This is a genomic window from Asticcacaulis excentricus (assembly GCF_003966695.1).
GTDB lineage: Bacteria > Pseudomonadota > Alphaproteobacteria > Caulobacterales > Caulobacteraceae > Asticcacaulis > Asticcacaulis excentricus_A.
The window spans coordinates 765,980-782,389 of the sequence record NZ_AP018828.1 but is presented as its reverse complement, the minus strand read 5'-3'; the positions used below and the strand labels follow the sequence as shown (position 1 = coordinate 782,389).

The window sequence follows — 16,410 nt, the reverse complement described above, 5'->3', positions numbered from 1 at the left end:
CCCGGCTTGACGTAACGGTATCTGGTGGTGGTTTGGATCGCCAAACGCAAACAAGCCGCCCCTTTTCAGGAGCGGCTTGTTCTTTGAAATCAACCCTTTGCAGGGAGATGTTCAGATTAGCCCTTGTAGTACATCTCGAACTCGATCGGGTGCGGACGCAGTTCGAAGGCCATCACTTCTTCCATCTTCAATTCGATGTAGGAGTCGATGAAGTCGTCGTCGAACACGCCACCCTTCTTGAGGAAGGCGCGGTCCTTGTCGAGGTTGTCAAGGGCTTCACGCAGGCTGCCGCAGACTTCCGGCACGGCCTTTTGCTCTTGCGGCGGCAGGTCGTACAGGTTCTTGTCGGCCGCGGGGCCCGGATCGATACGGTTTTCGATACCGTCGAGACCGGCCATCAGCAGGGCGGTGAAGGTCAGGTAGGGGTTGCCCAGCGGATCGGGGAAGCGCGCTTCGATACGCTTGCCCTTCGGCGAGGAGACCCACGGAATACGGATCGAGGCCGAACGGTTACGCGACGAATAGGCCAGCTTCACCGGGGCTTCGTAGCCCGGAACCAGACGCTTGTAGGAATTGGTCGTCGGGTTGGCGAAGGCGTTGATGGCCTTGGCGTGCTTGATGATGCCGCCGATGTACCACAGGCACAGGTCCGACAGGCCGGCATACTTGTCACCGGCGAACAGCGGCTTGCCGTTCTTCCAGATCGACTGGTGGACGTGCATGCCCGAACCGTTGTCACCGAACATCGGCTTCGGCATGAAGGTCGCGGTCTTGCCATAGGCGTGGGCGACGTTCTGCACGACGTACTTATAGAGCTGGGTACGGTCGGCCATGGTCAGCATGTCCGAGAACTTCAGGCCAAGCTCGTGCTGGGCCGGAGCCACTTCGTGGTGGTGCTTTTCCGGTTCCATGCCCAGTTCGCCCATGACGGCGAGCATTTCGCCGCGCAGGTCCTGGCACGAGTCGACCGGGTTAACCGGGAAGTAGCCGCCCTTCGGGCCCGGACGGTGACCCATATTGCCTTCGGCATATTCCTTGGCCGAATTGATCGGCAGTTCCGAAGAGTCGAAGGAGAAGCCGGTATTGTTCGGGGCGATCGACCAGCGGACGTCGTCGAACAGGAAGAATTCGGCTTCCGGACCGAAATAGACGGTGTCGCCGATGCCGGCCGACTGCACGTAGGCGAGCGCCTTCTTGGCGATCGAGCGCGGGTCGCGGTTATAGGGCTCGTTGGTGTCCGGATTGATGACGTCGCAGAACAGGAAGAGGGTCGTCTGCTGATAGAAGGGGTCGATATAGGCCGTCTTCAGGTCCGGGCGCAGCTTCATGTCGGATTCGTTGATGGCCTTCCAGCCGGCGATCGACGAACCGTCGAACATGGTGCCGTCATTGAGGAAGTCTTCATCGACGAGATCGATGTCGAAGGTCACATGCTGCATCTTGCCGCGAACGTCGGTGAAGCGAACGTCAACGTACTTGACGTCCTTTTCCTTGATGAGCTTGAGAATGTCTGCTGCGGTCATTTTTTGACGCCCTGGGTTTTTGGTTGGGTAGTTTGGGGAGGATCAGACCGCTTGCGGTCCGGACTCCCCGGTGCGGATGCGAACGACATCAATGACATCGCTCACAAAAATCTTGCCGTCGCCAATCTTGCCTGTGCGTGCGGCGGTCTGGATGGCCTCAAGTGCGGCCGGTGCCAGATCGTCGGCAACCACGAGTTCAATTTTGATCTTCGGCAGAAAATCAACAACATATTCCGCACCCCGGTAGAGTTCGGAATGTCCTTTCTGGCGGCCGTAGCCCTTGGCTTCCAGAACGGTCATACCCTGCACGCCGATTTCCTGAAGGGCTTCCTTCACTTCGTCCAGCTTGAAGGGTTTGATAACAGCTTCGATCTTTTTCATGAGCAATCCTGATCACGACCGTTAACAGCGAAAATCTTTTGCATTGCGACAGAATGCAAGCCAGATTCCGGTGAAACAGCTCACTTGACTGTAAAGATTTATTACGATGCGTGAGCGCACCCGTCCTGCCTTTAGACCCAGACGAGAGCGAATTCAAAAGGAAAATACGCCTGTTAGCTGATTTCCCCTTTTGGGTGTCTGATCATAGGCGCAGTGCAACCCGATATGATTGCGCCTGAAATTAAATGCAGTCGTTGATCAGGTAAAGTTTAAAACGAAACACGCGGCAAAAAAGGCTCCTGACACGCTGAAAAAGCGCCGTGATTGTTTTGCCCCTCGCCGGGTGCGGGCTCCCCCTTGACCTTGGCTTGCAATCAAAGCGTGTAGTTGAAGCTGATCGACAAGCGTGAGTGCGGGCTTTGATTAGTCGCAACCTCATGCCTAAGCCAGCTTTCCCACAGGAGCAAGGTGCCGCGGGCCGGGGGCACAGGCACGAAGGTCTGACGAAAGGGGAGTGCTGAGGGCAGGCGTTGTGGTGCGCACATCATAAAGCCCAGTCGCGGATCTTCAAACTGCAGGGCACCGGACCCGTTGGGCACTGTCAGGTACAGCGTGCCAGAAAAGGCGCTGTGGGTGTGGATGTGCGCCGAATGGGCACCACCCTGCTCAAGCAGGTTGATCCACATAGTCGCCATGCGCGGGGTTTTACCGCGAAGGTCCAGTTCAATCAGACGCGCATATAGAGTCACCTGAACGTCCAGCATATCTATCAGTTCGCTGAATGCCGGGTCTTCGGTCCTAAGGTCAACTATGCTTTCATAAGACGTGTAGCCGAGATAGCCCTGACGTCTGGACCAGTTACGCCCGGCCGTGTCGGTTTGCGCCAGACGCATCGAAGCGGCTTCCAGTCGTGTCAGAAGGGGCTCTGCCGGACTGTCCGCCAGATCGGTGCGATAGACCTCTGTGACGAACAACGGCATCAGTGTGGCAGGTGCCGGTACTTCCTTCATGGTGCTCCCCCATAGGTAAGTTTTTTGGTGAATCTTATGTCTGTGGAGACAATATACGAAAAAACCCCTGAACCGTGAGGCTCAGGGGTTTTCCGTAGAAAAGGTACAAATCCTTTTGGGATTAATACTCGTACGACTCTTCGATGGCCTGACCGGCGCCGCCTTCGAGAAGGTCGGCAGCGGCGGCTTCGTCAGCCAGACGGTCTTCTTCAAACTGCGAGGCGATAACGTTTTCGCCCGCGGCCTGACGCTCGGCTTCTTCAGCCGAACGCGCGACGTTGACCGTGATCGAGATCGTGACTTCGGCATGCAGGCGCACCTTGAGGGTGTGCAGGCCGAGGGTCTTGATCGGGGTATCGAGAACGATTTGATTGCGCTCGACCTTGCCGCCGGTTTCGGCGACCGCGTCGGCGACGTCACGGCCGGTGACCGAACCGTAGAGCTGACCGGTTTCACCCGCCTGACGGATGATCACGTACTGCTGACCGTCCAGTTCGGCGCCTTGCGTTTCGGCGGCCGAGCGAGCGGCGGCGTTACGGGCGACGATCTGTTCCTTCTGAGCTTCAAAGAACTTCAGATTGGCGGTCGTGGCGCGCAGGGCCTTGTGACGCGGCAGCAGGAAGTTACGGGCAAAGCCGTCCTTAACCGACACGACGTCACCGATAACGCCCAGATTTTCAACGCGTTCCAGGAGAACAACTTTCATGGGTGCGTCTCCTTACTTCACGACGTAGGGCAGAAGTGCCAAGAAGCGGGCGCGCTTGATGGCCTTGGCCAGCTCACGTTGCTTCTTTTGCGACACAGCGGTGATGCGCGACGGCACGATCTTGCCGCGCTCGGAGATGTAGCGTTGCAGCAGCTTCACGTCCTTGTAGTCGATCTTCGGGGCGTTGGCGCCGGAGAACGGGCACACCTTGCGGCGGCGGAAAAACGGACGACGAGCCGGAGCGGAGCCGACGGGAGCGCCCGGAGTGGCGGCGATAGTGTCTTCAGCCATCTTCAGATCTCCTTATTGCTCAGCGAATTCAGCACGTTCGGAACGCTCAGCGCGCTCCGGACGGTCACGACGCGACAGAACCGGCGACAGTTCCAGATCCAGCTCTTCGACGCGAACGGTCAGGAAGCGGATGACGTCTTCGTTGATCGACAACTGACGTTCCATTTCCTTTACGGCGGCGGCCGGCGCATCAATGGCCAGCAGCGAGTAGTGCGCCTTGCGGTTCTTCTTCACGCGGTAGGTGAGGTTGCGCAGACCCCAGTATTCGATCTTGGCGACCGAGCCGCCCAGTTCTTCGATCAGCGCCTTGAGGGTATCGTTGAGACCTTCCGCCTGTTGCGGCGAAATGTCCTGCCGTGCGAGCACGACGTGTTCATAAAGTGCCATTTGGTCCTCTTCCGTTGAGCGGGGTGGCGCGCATCCGGGCGGAAGTCCCGGACACACGATGGATCATGGCTCCTCACAATGAGGGATGACCACCACGCAAGCGAAGCGGGCGCTATAGTCTATAACTCCCGCATAATCAAGTCTCGGTAATCGCGAGAAAACGGTCTGCAACGGGCGCTTTCTGCGCTTACGGTGCTCACGTACAAGGTTAAGCTGCGCGCCGGTTCTCGAAACACACCCGTTTCGCCGCGTTTTGACGCGATTACGGTTCGGAAAAGCCGTTATTTCAGGCCATTCGCGGCGGCCAGCAGGCTGGGGACGTGGGTGGCAGCGTCTTTCGAGTCATGCACGAAAGCGATCTTGCCATCCTTGCTGATCACGTAGGAAACGCGGCCCGACATGGGCACCGCCGGCAGCTTGGCGTCGTATTTTTCAGCAATCTTGGCCCCCTTGTCGGAGCCCACCGGGAACTTGCCGCCGCAGTCCGCGGTCGAGAACTTCTGAAGCGTCGGCACATCATCCGCCGAAAGGCCCACAACGCTGATCTTTTTGGCGGCGAACTTGTCCATGTTCTCGGAAAACTGACGCGCCTCCAGCGAACAGCCACCGGTAAAGGCCTTGGGATAGAAGTACACGATCACCGGGCCCTGCTTCAGGGCCGATTTCAGCGAAAAATCATGAACCTTGCCATTGGTGGCGGCCTTGACCATGAAGTCGGGCGCCTTGTCGCCCACCTTGAGCGCGGCAAGGGCGGGGGAGGCGGCGGTAAGGGCAAAGGCAGCGGCAATCAGAGCGGCACGGGTGATCATGGGACGTCTCCATTGGATTTGTAACGTCTTATACGACGGTTTGCCGCCCTTGGCTCAGATAATCTGGCCGGATTTGACTTGTCCATTGCAACGTAAAAGCTTGCAATGGACAAGTGGTCCTCATTGGTAAGGCGGGTTGTGCTTTTCGATGAAGCTGACCACGGCATCCATGGTCTGCACACGGGTCGCTTCACGCGACAGGTGGTGATCCTCGTCTTTCAATAAAATCAGATCAACCTCCTTACCGGCTTTTTTGAGGGCGTCGCGCATCCGGTAGCTCTGATCAATCGGCACGACCGTGTCGTCCTTGCCGTGAATCAGTTGGATGGGGATGGTGACATTGGCCGCTTTCAGGTCCGGAGACACCTCCGCCCAGCGGCTTTCATCGCCCAGAAAACGCTTCCAGTAGAGCACCTTCCGAGCCTTTTTATCATAGCCGACGGACTCTTCTTCGTAAGAAATCATCTTCTTGAGATTGGTGACGGGCGCAATGCCGCTGGCGCAGCGATAGACGCCGGGATCGAGCGTCGCGCCCGCCATGGCCGCATAGCCACCGTAGGAGGCACCGACGATGCACACCCGCTTGGGGTCGATCGTGCCTTCCTTGGCCAGATAGCGCACGCCGTCCGACAGGTCGGTCTGCATTTTGCGGCCCCATTCGCCATAGCCCTTTTCCGTAAAGGCCTCCCCATAGCCGCTGGAGCCGCGGAAATTGGGTTGCAGGACGGCATAGCCGCGCGAGGCAATGGCCTGAGACATCCACTCGTAGCTGATGTCGTCATAGGACTCTGGCCCGCCATGCGGCAGCACGATAAGCGGCAGGTTTTTCGCTTCCCGACCCGGCGGCAGGGTCAGGTAGCCGTTAATCTCCAGCCCGTCCGCCGCCTTATAGGTCACCTTGCGTTTTTCGGCGACCCATTCTGCAGGCACTTCGGGGCGCGTTTGCCCTACGATCTTGAAGCTTCTGGTGGTGTAGTCGATAAAGTAGTAGGAGCCGGGATCGCCAGGGCCTTCGCCATAGACAATAATCTTTTTGCCATCATCCGAAACGTCCACAAGGCTGCGGTAGGTATAGTCTGGCATCCCTTTTTCGATCAGACGTGGCAGGCTGGCCAGATCAGGGGCAAAGAAGGTATAGGCGAGGCCATCGGGGCTGTAGTTGATAAATCCCGCCAGCTTGCCCGTCGCCGGATGATAGAAGGTGCCGACATTGCTGCCCTTGGTATCCAGAGGCTCGCTGAACCGGCCATCCGGGAAGACTTCGTAATAGTTGCCGGCCTTTTCGCCAGCATTGATATAGACCAGCACCGATTCGTCATCGCGGCCGCGTCCCAAAAGAGACGGGGCGTCCAGCAACTGCTTTTCCGAGTAGATCGCACGATACTTGCCATTCTGCCGGTAACGCAGCGTCCACACCCTGGTGTCACGATCATATTCGGCCCGCGCCATGATCTCGCCATCCGGACGCACGATCCAGTTTTGAACGTGATGGGGCACAACCTCCATTTCACGACCGCGCCCGGTATTCAGATCGAAATTATACAGACTGCGCAGGCCCTCGCCCTGAATTTTGACGTTGGAGGCGGTGACCCGGTAAGCGTCCTTGATCTTGATGCGGTTATAATCGCCCATAACGATGGGATAAAAACCCTCCACATTATCAAACATCGCGAAGGTCTTGTTGCGCGACAAATCGAGTATTTGTCCCGAATAATACTCATCCTTGCCGCCGACAAAGTCGCGCAGATAAACGGATTGCGACGAAATCAGGATGATGCGCGTCTCATCCCCCCAAAACAGCGAGCGGACCTTCACATCGCCGACCTTCAGCGCTTTGAAGTCATCCTTTTCAAGGTCAATATCCAGCAAGAGGCGTTGGGCCCCGTACCCTTTAATCAGGGCGATACGCTTCCCGTCGGGCGACAGGGCGACCTTATCAATGTCCGGTAATTTGCTAAAGGCCGTCAGTGGCGGCGGTGGCCCCAGTGTATTGGCCGGATCAGCTTCGGCCGCCGTCGAAAAGGCACAGGCCGCCAGAACGCCTGCAAAGACGCTGTGTTTGAGCATACGCATGAAATCCCCCTTAGACCCTTCTCCGTGGACGGCCCAACCGTCCTCAATCGCTTCTATCTTTACGAATATTTGCGGTCACCTACAACCGTTTTTCATGTCGATCAGATCAGCGGTGTCCGTCGGGGCGGGGCGCAAGCCTCTTGCCCTTGGGGGCGGATTGCCCTAACCCATGCCGCTCAAATCAACTGGTCGGGACAAGGCATTACATGACTCTGGCATTCGTTTTTCCGGGACAGGGCTCTCAGAGCGTCGGCATGGGGAGCGAGCTGTTCGATAATTTCGCGGCTGCCCGTGAGGTCTTCGGCGAAGTCAACGAGGTGTTGGGGCAGGACCTGCTCCGGCTGATGCGCGAAGGCCCGGAAGCCGACCTGACACTGACCGAAAATGCGCAGCCCGCCCTGATGGCCGTTTCGCTGGCGGTTGTTCGCGTGCTGAAGGCGGATTTCGGGGTTGATGTGTCGAAGGCCGCTTTCTGCGCCGGTCACTCGCTGGGCGAATATTCGGCGCTGGCGGCGATGGAGGTGCTGACGCTTGCGGACGCGGCCAGACTGTTGAAACTGCGCGGTCAGGCCATGCAGCGCGCCGTGCCGGTGGGGCAGGGCGCTATGGCGGCCCTGATCGGGGCCAAGGCCGATCTGGCCCTGGCCGAAGCCGCCTGCGAAGCCGGACGTGCCGCAGGTGTGGTCGTCGTGGCCAATGACAATAATGCCGGGCAGGTGGTGATTTCCGGTGAAAAGGCCGCCGTCGATCTGGCGGTCGAAAAGGCGAAGGAACTGGGGGCCAAGGCCATGCTGCTCAATGTGTCTGCACCTTTCCACAGTCCGCTGATGCAGCCGGCGGCCGAGGAAATGGCTGAGGCCCTGTCCAAGACCACCTTCCATGACCCGAAGTCCGTGCTGGTGGCCAATGTCACGGCCCAGCCGGTCGGCGACAAGGCGCAGTTTGCGCCGCTGCTGATCGAGCAGGTGACGGGCCGCGTGCGCTGGCGCGAGTCGGTGCAGTGGCTGGCGCAGGACGGCGGCGTGACGCAGTTTGCCGAGCTTGGCGCGGGCAAGGTGCTGAGCGGCATGATCAAGCGTCTGGCCCCCGACTCCGAAGCCGTGGCGCTGAATGGCGCGGCGGATTTTGAAGCGTTTGCCAAAAGCCTCTGATTTTTTTCCTTCTCACAGGAGACACCTATGTTTGAACTGACCGGCAAGACGGCGCTTGTGACCGGGGCCACCGGCGGGCTGGGGGCGCAGATCGCCCGTGCCCTGCATAAGCAAGGGGCTAAGGTCGTGCTGTCCGGTACGCGCGAAGCCGTGCTTCAGGAACTGGCCGCCGAGCTGGGCGAAGGCGCCTTCGTCGCCGCCTGTAACCTGTCGGACCCGGCTGAGGTCGATGGCCTGATCGCCAAGGCCGAAGCGGCGGCCGGTTCGCCGCTCGACATCCTCGTCGCCAATGCGGGCATTACCAAGGACGGCCTGATCCTGCGCATGAAGGATGAGGACTGGGATGCGGTGATCAAGGTCAACCTCGAATCCTATTTCCGCCTGTCACGCGCCGCCGTGAAGGGCATGATGAAGCGCCGCCACGGTCGCATCATCGGCATCACCTCGGTGGTGGGCGTCATGGGCAATGCCGGGCAGACCAACTACGCGGCCTCCAAGGCCGGCATGATTGGCTTCTCCAAGGCGCTGGCGCAGGAAGTCGCCTCGCGCAATATCACCGTCAACTGCATCGCGCCGGGCTTCATCGCCTCGCCGATGACCGATGTGCTCAATGAGCAACAACGCGAAGGCATCCTGTCGAAAATCCCGGCCGGTGCTCTGGGCGAAGGGGCCGATATTGCCGCCGCCGCCGTCTATCTCGCCAGCAATGAAGCCGGTTACGTTACGGGTCAAACCCTGCACGTGAACGGCGGCATGGTGATGATTTAACCCCGCCATCACGTCTTTGTTGTGAAAGACTGCCTTTCGGGCCGCTGAAAATGGCTTGAAACCTGCACAGTGTGTGCATAAAAGGCAGTTGGCTTAGATTCCGATACCCGGCCCCTGCAAAGCCATAAGCCGCTTTGGGTCGTGTTTATATAACCTGTTAGAGGGCCTGATATGTCTGAAGTTCTTGAACGTGTTCGCAAGATTGTGATTGATCATCTGGACGCCGATCCGGATAAGGTCACGGAAAAGGCGAGCTTCATCGACGATCTTGAGGCCGACAGCCTCGACATCGTTGAGCTGGTCATGGCTTTCGAAGAAGAATTCGACATCGAAATTCCTGATGACTCGGCTGAGCACATCCTGACCGTTGGCGACGCCGTCAACTACATTCAGGAAAAGCTCTCCGCTTAATCTGAATTACCGGATTGAGGGCGTGGTTTCGACGGTCTGTGCCGCATCGAAGCCGCGCCCTTCTGCTATTTGCATAACAGGGCTGATTTTAAATGGTTCGTCGCGTCGTCATCACAGGATTGGGTCTTTTGTCGCCTTTGGGCGCGGGTGTGGATATTTCGTGGAAGCGTCTGCTTGATGGGCAGTCGGGGGCCGGAAACATCACCGCCTTTGATACCACAGACTATGCCTGCACGGTGGCCTGCGAAGTCCCGACGGTTGATGGCCGCGGCGGTGGCGGCCCCGACATCGAAGGCTCTTTTGATCCGTCCACCGTCCTGTCGCCCAAGGAACGCCGCAAGGTCGATGACTTCATCCTGTACGCCATTGCGGCGGCCGATGAAGCGCTCAATGACGCCAACTGGCACCCCGAAAGCGCCGAGGATCAGGAGCGCACCGGCGTCATGATCGGGTCGGGCATCGGTGGCCTTGGAATTATCGCTGATACGGCGCTTGAGCTTCAGGCCAAGGGCCCGAAGCGCATTTCGCCCTTCTTTATCCCGTCCTCGCTGATCAATCTGGCCTCTGGTCAGGTGTCGATCCGTCACGGCCTCAAGGGCCCGAACCATTCGGTCGTTACCGCCTGCGCCACCGGCGCGCACGCCATTGGTGACGCCGCCCGCCTGATCAAGTGCGGCGATGCCGACGTGATGGTCGCAGGCGGGGCCGAATCGGCCATCGTGCCCATCGGTATTGCGGGCTTTATCGCCTGCCGCGCCCTGTGCACCGCCTTCAACGATCAGCCGACCAAGGCCTCGCGCCCCTACGACAAGGACCGCGACGGTTTCGTCATGGGCGAAGGTGCGGGCATTGTGGTGCTGGAGGAATACGAACATGCCAAGGCGCGCGGTGCCAAGATCTACGCCGAAGTGCTGGGTTACGGCCTGTCGGGTGACGCCTACCACATCACCGCACCGTCGGAAGACGGCGACGGCGGCTACCGCGCCATGGTCGCTGCGGCCAAAAACGCGGGTATTGACCCGGCCGAGATCGACTACGTCAATTCGCACGGCACCTCGACCATGGCCGACGGCATTGAACTGAAGGCTATCGAGAAGTTTCTGGGTGAGCGCGCGGCCACCGGTACGGTGTCCTCGACCAAGTCGGCGATCGGCCACCTGCTGGGTGGGGCAGGCGCGGTCGAAGCCATCTTCTGCGCCCTGGCCATCCGCGACCAGATCGCGCCACCGACCATCAATCTCGACAATCCGGCCTATGAAACCCCCATCGACCTTGTGCCGCATAAGGCCAAGCCGATGACGATCAACAAGGTTCTGTCGAACTCGTTCGGCTTCGGCGGTACCAATGCCGCCCTGATCCTCGGCAAAGTGGACTAAGATGGCGAAGCAGAAGGCCCGCCCAGCCCCGCGGCGCAAAGACCGGCGTCTGATGGCGCCGGTGGCGGGCCTCTTGTCCGGTATCGTCCTGCTGCTTCTGGCGGCAGGACTGTTCGTTTTTGCCAATACCTATGGCCCCGGACCTTCGGCGAAATCCGGAAATGTCACCGCCGTGACGGTCGAACGCGGGCAGGGGCTCAATGCCATTGCACGTAAGCTGAAGCAGCAGGGCGTCATCCGTTCGGTGACCTTCTTCCGAATCGCTGCCAAGCTGGATGGCCGCGACAATGCCCTACGCGCCGGGACCTATGAATTTCCGTCGCGCCTGTCGATGATCGGTGTCCTCAATCAGATCCTTGAGGGCCGTGTGGTGCAGCACTTCATCACCATCCCTGAAGGCCGCACCTCGGCGCAGGCGGTACGCATTCTGATGGCGACCAAGGGCCTGACCGGCGATGTCGAAGTGCCGCCGGAAGGGTCTATCTTGCCTGAAACCTATCAGTACGAGATCGGTGAAACCCGTCAGTCGGTGCTGGATCGTATGCTGGCCGCCGGGCGTGAAACGCTCGATGAGCTGTGGGCCACACGCGCGCAGGACTTGCCGCTGAAAACCAAGGAAGAAGCGCTGATCCTCGCTTCGGTCGTCGAGAAGGAAACGGGTCTGGCCCATGAGCGCCCGAAGGTCGCGGCCGTGTTTGTGAACCGCCTGCGTCAGGGGATGCGTCTGCAATCTGACCCGACCGTGGTCTATGCGGTGTCCAAGGGCGAGCCTCTGGGGCGTGGGTTGAGGCGCTCCGAACTGGATACGCCCAGCCCGTGGAACACCTATCTGATCGACGGTCTGCCGGTCACCCCGATCGCCAATCCGGGCAAGGAGTCTTTAAAGGCCGTGCTCAATCCACCGTCGAGCAAGGACGTGTATTTCGTTGCGGACGGCACGGGCGGCCACGTCTTCGCCGAAACCTACGAGCAGCACCTGATCAATGTCGCCAAATGGCGTCAGATCGAGGCGCAGGCCACGCCCGCTTCGGCCCAACCCGTCAAGGACACCGGTAAATGACCCTGTCGAGCATGACCGGCTTTGGCCGGGTGGAAGGCCATCATGGGACGGTCGCCTGGGTTTATGAGGTGCGTTCGGTCAATGGGCGCTCATTGGACCTCAAGACGCGCGTGCCGTCAGGCTACGACTATGTGGAGCGGGCGGCGCGTGATCTGGTCAAGCAGCGTTTTCAGCGCGGTCAGGTGTCGCTGAACCTCAGCCTCCAGACGACCGAGGTCCAGACGGGATACAGCATTAATCACGCTGTCCTCAACCAGTATCTCGAAGTGGGGCAGGGCCTGATGCAGGCCGGTCAGGCGACCATGCCGTCGCTGGACGGGCTTTTGTCCCTGCGCGGCGTCATCGAAGCGGCCAGCGCGGAAACCAGTACCGACGTGGCGGCGCTGGAAGCGCCCCTGCTGGCCGATCTGGGAGCGGTGCTTGAACACCTGAAAACCGCGCGTCAGGACGAGGGGCGGGCGCTATTTGAGGTGCTGAGGCAGCACCTGAGCGCCATGACAGACGCCGTGGACCGGGCTGAGGCGCTGGCGGCGCAGCAGACCGAAGTGATCCGCGAACGCTTCACCCGGCGTCTGAATGAGCTTTTGCCCGATGCTGACCTTCAGGAGCGCATCCTTCAGGAAGCTGCCGTCATGGCCGTCAAGGCCGATGTGCGCGAGGAACTGGACCGACTGCGCACCCATATCACCTCCGCGCACACGCTCCTCAGCGACAGCCAGTCGCAGGGGCGCAAGCTCGATTTCCTGTCACAGGAATTCATGCGCGAGGCCAATACCCTCTGTTCGAAAGCCGCCTTCAGCGACCTGACCAAGGTGGGGCTGGAGTTAAAGTCGGTTATCGACCAGTTCCGAGAACAGGTTCAAAACGTAGAGTAATATGCCTAATTCCCAACGTCTTCGCCGCGGCCTCATGCTGATCGTTTCCTCGCCTTCGGGCGCGGGTAAGACCTCGCTGTGCCGCCGCCTGATGGCCGATCACGCCGATCTGGATCTGTCGATTTCGGTGACCACCCGCTCACCGCGCCCCGGTGAAAAGGACGGCCGTGAATATCACTTCATCAGCGACGCGGCGATGGATGATCTGGTCAAAAACGACGCCCTGCTGGAATGGGCGGCGGTGCACGACCATCGCTATGGCTCGCCGCGCGAACCTGTGGAAAAAGCCCTGTCTCAGGGCCAGAACGTTTTGTTCGACATCGACTGGCAGGGGGCGCAGCGCATCTCGGCCAAGGCGCCGTCGGACGTGGTGCGTGTCTTCATCCTGCCGCCGTCGATGGAAGAACTGAAGCGTCGCCTCTATGCCCGCGCGCAGGACGCCGACGACGTGATCCAGCGCCGTCTGAGCCGTGCCAAGGGCGAGATCGCGCATTGGGCCGAATACGACTATGTCATTCTGAATGATGATTTCGACCGCTCCTATGCCGAGCTGGTGCATATCTATCATTCAGAAACGGCGCGCCGGTCGCGTGGCCTGTGGATCGCTCCGTTCGTCGATGAGCTGATGGGTGAAGATATTTAGCTCATTATGTGTCTGCCGTAGACGTCATAATGCGGATTTTGCATTCTGCCGGTCGGTGACTTCGCCATCGTGATGTTGTTTGAAATGGTGGTTTGAACGCTATAATACCAACGGCCGAAGATGCTGACCGCATCCGGCCGTTGAGAACTCGAGAATGTCTCATATGTATCAGTGACATGAGAAATTCTCGAACGGAATACCAAGAGTCATTTTCAATGACCCTTGGTATAATTCCACTGGGAATCAGTCTGCTTCAAACGAGCTAAGCGCTGGGGACAGGCTGTGTTTCGCCTCGGCACGTAGCCGGGCCCTGCGGTAAAGCGTCGCCAATAAGCCGCATTTGCCCGCAATAAGCCGGATATGACCGTGATCAGGGCTTTGCGCGAGGGGCGGGCTTTGATACACACGACGCAATATGATGCGGACGCTCTTCGTAACGGAACCGCGTCGCGGTGACGGAGGGTGTTTGTGAAGTCCACTGAGCGTTGGTTCGCCATGGCGGGGGTGGTGCTGATGTCGATGGTGGCCATCGCTGGCTTCGCTATCGCCATCTATGCCGCATGGCTGTTCCACGACCTGCCCGACGGCAATGAAATTGTCGATTATCGCCCGCCCACCTCGACGCGCCTGTTTGCCTGGGACGGCACGCTGATCGGTGAGTTCGCGCAGGAACGCCGTATCTTCATCCCCTATAACCGCATCCCTGAGCGCGTCAGCCGCGCCTTTCTGGCTGCCGAAGACCGCAACTTCTTCAACCATTCCGGCGTCGATGTCGGGGGCCTGTCGCGGGCCATGGTCAAGAATGTCATCAATTTTGTGCAGGGCCGCCGCCTCGAAGGCGGATCGACCATCACCCAGCAGGTGGCCAAGAACGTCCTGTTGTCGAACGAGCGGACCATCGGGCGCAAGCTGAAAGAATTTATTCTGGCGCGGCGGCTGGAAACCTCGCTGACCAAGGAACAGATTCTCGAACTCTATCTGAACGACATCTATCTGGGCTATCGCTCGAACGGGATTGGTACGGCGGCCTATAACTATTTCGGCAAGTCGGTCGATCAGTTGACCCTCGCCGAGACCGCCTATCTGGCGGCCCTGCCCAAGGGACCGCACAACTACCATCCCATCCGTCGCAAGGATCAGGCCATTGCCCGCCGCAACTGGATTCTGGGCGAGATGGCGTCGGTAGGCTGGGTGACCAAGGCCGAGGCCGAGGCCGCCATGCGTGAGGACCTGGTGGTGCAGTCGGCCCCGCAGCGCGCCAAGTATCGCGATGCCGACTTCTTCGTCTCTGAGGTTGAGCGTCGCTCCAAGGCCCTGTTCGGAGAAGATATCTACTCCGCCGGCTACTATATGAAGACCACGCTTGACCCCAAGCTCCAGACGGCGGCGCGCATCGCCCTGATGGACGGGCTTGAGCTGTACGACCGTCGTCACGGCTGGCGCGGCGCGTGGGGCAATATCGGCAGCATCAACGAAGGCTGGCAGCAGGAGGCCGCCGCCGTCGAGGCCAAGTTGCCGGAGCGGCGTCGCGCCCCCTTTGAGCGTCCCGACTGGCAGGTTGCGGTGGTCGAACGCCCCGGTGGCTCCATCCGTCTGGCCGAGGCCCCGGCGGGCGAAAATCACGGTACTCTTCGCGCTTCGGATGTGGCGTGGGCGCAGGGCGGGGCGGGGCTCAAGGCCGGCGACCTGATCTATGTGGCGCGCGACGCCACAGGCGCCTATGCGCTCAAGCAGGTGCCGGCGGTCAATGGCGCGCTAGTCGCGGTTGATCCGTGGACGGGCCGCGTCGTGGCCATGGTCGGCGGTTACTCCTTCTCGCTGTCGAAGTTCAACCGCGCCACGCAGGCCAAGCGTCAGCCGGGTTCGGCCATAAAACCGTTCATCTACGCCACCGCGCTGGAGGGTGACTTCACGCCGGCCTCGATCGTGGTCGATGGCCCGATCACCTTCAAGGGGGCCAATGGCGAGGCGTGGTCGCCCAAGAACTATTCGCGCACCTATTACGGGCCGCAAACCCTGCGCAAGGGGCTGGAGCTGTCGCGTAACGCCATGACCGTGCGCCTCGCCGATAAGGTGGGTATGAAGACGGTGGCGGCGAAGGTCGTGCAATATGGTGCGGTCGATAGTATGGAACCCTATCTGTCGAACGCGCTGGGTTCGACCGAAACGACGCCCTATCAGCTCACCGCCGCCTATTCGGCCTTCGTCAATGGCGGGCGGCGCATCAAGCCGCACCTGATCGAGCTGGTGCAGGATTATCAGGGCAAGGTCATCTACCGCGCCGATCAGCGCAAGTGCCCGGCGGGTTGCACCCGCGCCTTTGACGGTACGGAATCGCCGCGCCTGACCCCCGAAGGTCAGCAGGTGATGGACCCCATCGTCGCCTATCAGATCAACTCCTTCCTGCAAGGCGTGGTGCAGCGCGGTACGGCGGCGCGCGCCAGTGCGCTGGGCATCCCGCTGGGCGGCAAGACCGGCACGACCAATGAATACCGCTCGGCGTGGTTCGTCGGCTTTACGCCCGATCTGGTGGCCGGGGTGTTTGTCGGCTTTGACGACAACCGTTCTCTGGGTGAGTCGGAAACCGGCGGTTCGGCGGCCCTGCCGATTTTTATCGACTTCATGGCGGCGGCCACCAAGAACAAGCCTGTCAGGGACTTCCGCAAGCCAAAGGACGCGGTCTATGTGTCCATCCGTGGCCACGAAGAAGCCTTCCGTCCGGGGACTGAGCCGAAGCCCATCGAGCGCACACCCGATGTGGTGGATGGGCCCAAACCCTATACCGAGGTGTGGCGCGATGGCCTGACCGGGCAGCCGTCCAATCAGGCGACGCCGCAGGAACAGCCGAAAAAGAAGAAGTACGTCGATGAAATCGAGGAAGAGGTTCTTTACTGAACTTCTTCCGCTCGCGGCCGCCTGACCGCGAAACGTGTTGCCATTTCGCGC

The 16,410-nt window shown here is 60.0% G+C and carries 16 protein-coding genes; 8 read left to right on the top strand and 8 right to left on the bottom strand.

The window, feature by feature from the left end:
• Positions 1-116 precede the first annotated feature (116 nt).
• The 8 genes from glnA to EM6_RS14685 form a co-directional block, all read right to left on the bottom strand.
• Entirely contained in the window at positions 117-1,523 is a 1,407-nt protein-coding gene (glnA, locus tag EM6_RS14720) for a type I glutamate--ammonia ligase (RefSeq protein ID WP_013480240.1), read from the bottom strand.
• 42 nt (positions 1,524-1,565) lie between these two features.
• Positions 1,566-1,904 carry a P-II family nitrogen regulator gene (locus tag EM6_RS14715; protein ID WP_013480241.1) on the bottom strand — a complete coding sequence of 113 codons (339 nt, stop codon included), beginning with the start codon at positions 1,902-1,904 and terminating at the stop codon, positions 1,566-1,568.
• Positions 1,905-2,278: 374 nt separating this feature from the next.
• On the bottom strand, positions 2,279-2,914 hold the full coding sequence (locus EM6_RS14710; protein ID WP_126423883.1) for a TIGR02466 family protein: 636 nt from the start codon (positions 2,912-2,914) through the stop codon (positions 2,279-2,281).
• 121 nt (positions 2,915-3,035) lie between these two features.
• On the bottom strand, positions 3,036-3,620 hold the full coding sequence (rplI, locus tag EM6_RS14705; protein ID WP_126423882.1) for a 50S ribosomal protein L9: 585 nt from the start codon (positions 3,618-3,620) through the stop codon (positions 3,036-3,038).
• Between the two features lie 12 nt (positions 3,621-3,632).
• Positions 3,633-3,911 (bottom strand): 30S ribosomal protein S18, encoded by a 279-nt coding sequence (gene rpsR / locus EM6_RS14700; protein ID WP_013480244.1) that lies wholly within the window; start codon positions 3,909-3,911, stop codon positions 3,633-3,635.
• Between the two features lie 12 nt (positions 3,912-3,923).
• Entirely contained in the window at positions 3,924-4,298 is a 375-nt protein-coding gene (gene rpsF, locus EM6_RS14695; RefSeq protein ID WP_013480245.1) for a 30S ribosomal protein S6, read from the bottom strand.
• Positions 4,299-4,579: 281 nt separating this feature from the next.
• Complete coding sequence (locus tag EM6_RS14690) at positions 4,580-5,107, bottom strand: peroxiredoxin (RefSeq protein WP_126423881.1); 528 nt, start codon at positions 5,105-5,107, stop codon at positions 4,580-4,582.
• A 120-nt stretch (positions 5,108-5,227) separates the two neighbouring features.
• The gene (locus EM6_RS14685) at positions 5,228-7,180 is read right to left on the bottom strand and encodes an alpha/beta hydrolase family protein (protein ID WP_126423880.1); all 1,953 of its coding nucleotides are present in this window, start codon (positions 7,178-7,180) and stop codon (positions 5,228-5,230) included.
• A 206-nt stretch (positions 7,181-7,386) separates the two neighbouring features.
• Here EM6_RS14685 and fabD point away from each other — a divergent pair, with 206 nt between their 5' ends.
• The 8 genes from fabD to EM6_RS14645 all read left to right on the top strand — a co-directional run bounded on the left by fabD (position 7,387) and on the right by EM6_RS14645 (position 16,359).
• Positions 7,387-8,331: an ACP S-malonyltransferase gene (gene fabD / locus EM6_RS14680; RefSeq protein WP_126423879.1), complete on the top strand. Its 945-nt coding sequence runs from the start codon at positions 7,387-7,389 to the stop codon at positions 8,329-8,331.
• 27 nt (positions 8,332-8,358) lie between these two features.
• A complete protein-coding gene (gene fabG / locus EM6_RS14675) occupies positions 8,359-9,099 on the top strand; it encodes a 3-oxoacyl-[acyl-carrier-protein] reductase (protein ID WP_126423878.1) in 741 nt (246 codons plus the stop codon).
• A gap of 171 nt (positions 9,100-9,270) precedes the next feature.
• Complete coding sequence (locus EM6_RS14670; RefSeq protein ID WP_013480251.1) at positions 9,271-9,510, top strand: acyl carrier protein; 240 nt, start codon at positions 9,271-9,273, stop codon at positions 9,508-9,510.
• A 92-nt stretch (positions 9,511-9,602) separates the two neighbouring features.
• Positions 9,603-10,886 (top strand): beta-ketoacyl-ACP synthase II, encoded by a 1,284-nt coding sequence (gene fabF / locus EM6_RS14665; RefSeq protein WP_126423877.1) that lies wholly within the window; start codon positions 9,603-9,605, stop codon positions 10,884-10,886.
• A gap of 1 nt (position 10,887) precedes the next feature.
• Positions 10,888-11,946, top strand: a complete 1,059-nt coding sequence (gene mltG / locus EM6_RS14660; protein WP_126423876.1) for an endolytic transglycosylase MltG — start codon at positions 10,888-10,890, stop codon at positions 11,944-11,946.
• The gene (locus tag EM6_RS14655; RefSeq protein ID WP_126423875.1) at positions 11,943-12,821 is read left to right on the top strand and encodes a YicC/YloC family endoribonuclease; all 879 of its coding nucleotides are present in this window, start codon (positions 11,943-11,945) and stop codon (positions 12,819-12,821) included. Before mltG ends, EM6_RS14655 begins: the two co-directional genes overlap by 4 nt.
• Position 12,822: 1 nt before the next feature.
• Entirely contained in the window at positions 12,823-13,464 is a 642-nt protein-coding gene (gmk, locus tag EM6_RS14650; RefSeq protein WP_126423874.1) for a guanylate kinase, read from the top strand.
• A gap of 462 nt (positions 13,465-13,926) precedes the next feature.
• Positions 13,927-16,359: a penicillin-binding protein 1A gene (locus EM6_RS14645; protein ID WP_331876640.1), complete on the top strand. Its 2,433-nt coding sequence runs from the start codon at positions 13,927-13,929 to the stop codon at positions 16,357-16,359.
• The last annotated feature ends 51 nt before the right edge of the window (positions 16,360-16,410 follow it).

What these genes read in the sequence shown, in the direction of transcription:
- EM6_RS14685 (WP_126423880.1), bottom strand. Translation starts at nt 7,180, where the DNA reads ATGCGTATGCTCAAACACAGCGTCTTTGCAGGCGTTCTGGCGGCCTGT.
- fabF (WP_126423877.1), top strand. Translation starts at nt 9,603, where the DNA reads ATGGTTCGTCGCGTCGTCATCACAGGATTGGGTCTTTTGTCGCCTTTG.
- rpsR (WP_013480244.1), bottom strand. Translation starts at nt 3,911, where the DNA reads ATGGCTGAAGACACTATCGCCGCCACTCCGGGCGCTCCCGTCGGCTCC.
- EM6_RS14670 (WP_013480251.1), top strand. Translation starts at nt 9,271, where the DNA reads ATGTCTGAAGTTCTTGAACGTGTTCGCAAGATTGTGATTGATCATCTG.
- EM6_RS14655 (WP_126423875.1), top strand. Translation starts at nt 11,943, where the DNA reads ATGACCCTGTCGAGCATGACCGGCTTTGGCCGGGTGGAAGGCCATCAT.
- fabD (WP_126423879.1), top strand. Translation starts at nt 7,387, where the DNA reads ATGACTCTGGCATTCGTTTTTCCGGGACAGGGCTCTCAGAGCGTCGGC.
- rpsF (WP_013480245.1), bottom strand. Translation starts at nt 4,298, where the DNA reads ATGGCACTTTATGAACACGTCGTGCTCGCACGGCAGGACATTTCGCCG.
- fabG (WP_126423878.1), top strand. Translation starts at nt 8,359, where the DNA reads ATGTTTGAACTGACCGGCAAGACGGCGCTTGTGACCGGGGCCACCGGC.
- gmk (WP_126423874.1), top strand. Translation starts at nt 12,823, where the DNA reads ATGCCTAATTCCCAACGTCTTCGCCGCGGCCTCATGCTGATCGTTTCC.
- EM6_RS14690 (WP_126423881.1), bottom strand. Translation starts at nt 5,107, where the DNA reads ATGATCACCCGTGCCGCTCTGATTGCCGCTGCCTTTGCCCTTACCGCC.
- EM6_RS14715 (WP_013480241.1), bottom strand. Translation starts at nt 1,904, where the DNA reads ATGAAAAAGATCGAAGCTGTTATCAAACCCTTCAAGCTGGACGAAGTG.
- glnA (WP_013480240.1), bottom strand. Translation starts at nt 1,523, where the DNA reads ATGACCGCAGCAGACATTCTCAAGCTCATCAAGGAAAAGGACGTCAAG.
- EM6_RS14710 (WP_126423883.1), bottom strand. Translation starts at nt 2,914, where the DNA reads ATGAAGGAAGTACCGGCACCTGCCACACTGATGCCGTTGTTCGTCACA.
- mltG (WP_126423876.1), top strand. Translation starts at nt 10,888, where the DNA reads ATGGCGAAGCAGAAGGCCCGCCCAGCCCCGCGGCGCAAAGACCGGCGT.
- rplI (WP_126423882.1), bottom strand. Translation starts at nt 3,620, where the DNA reads ATGAAAGTTGTTCTCCTGGAACGCGTTGAAAATCTGGGCGTTATCGGT.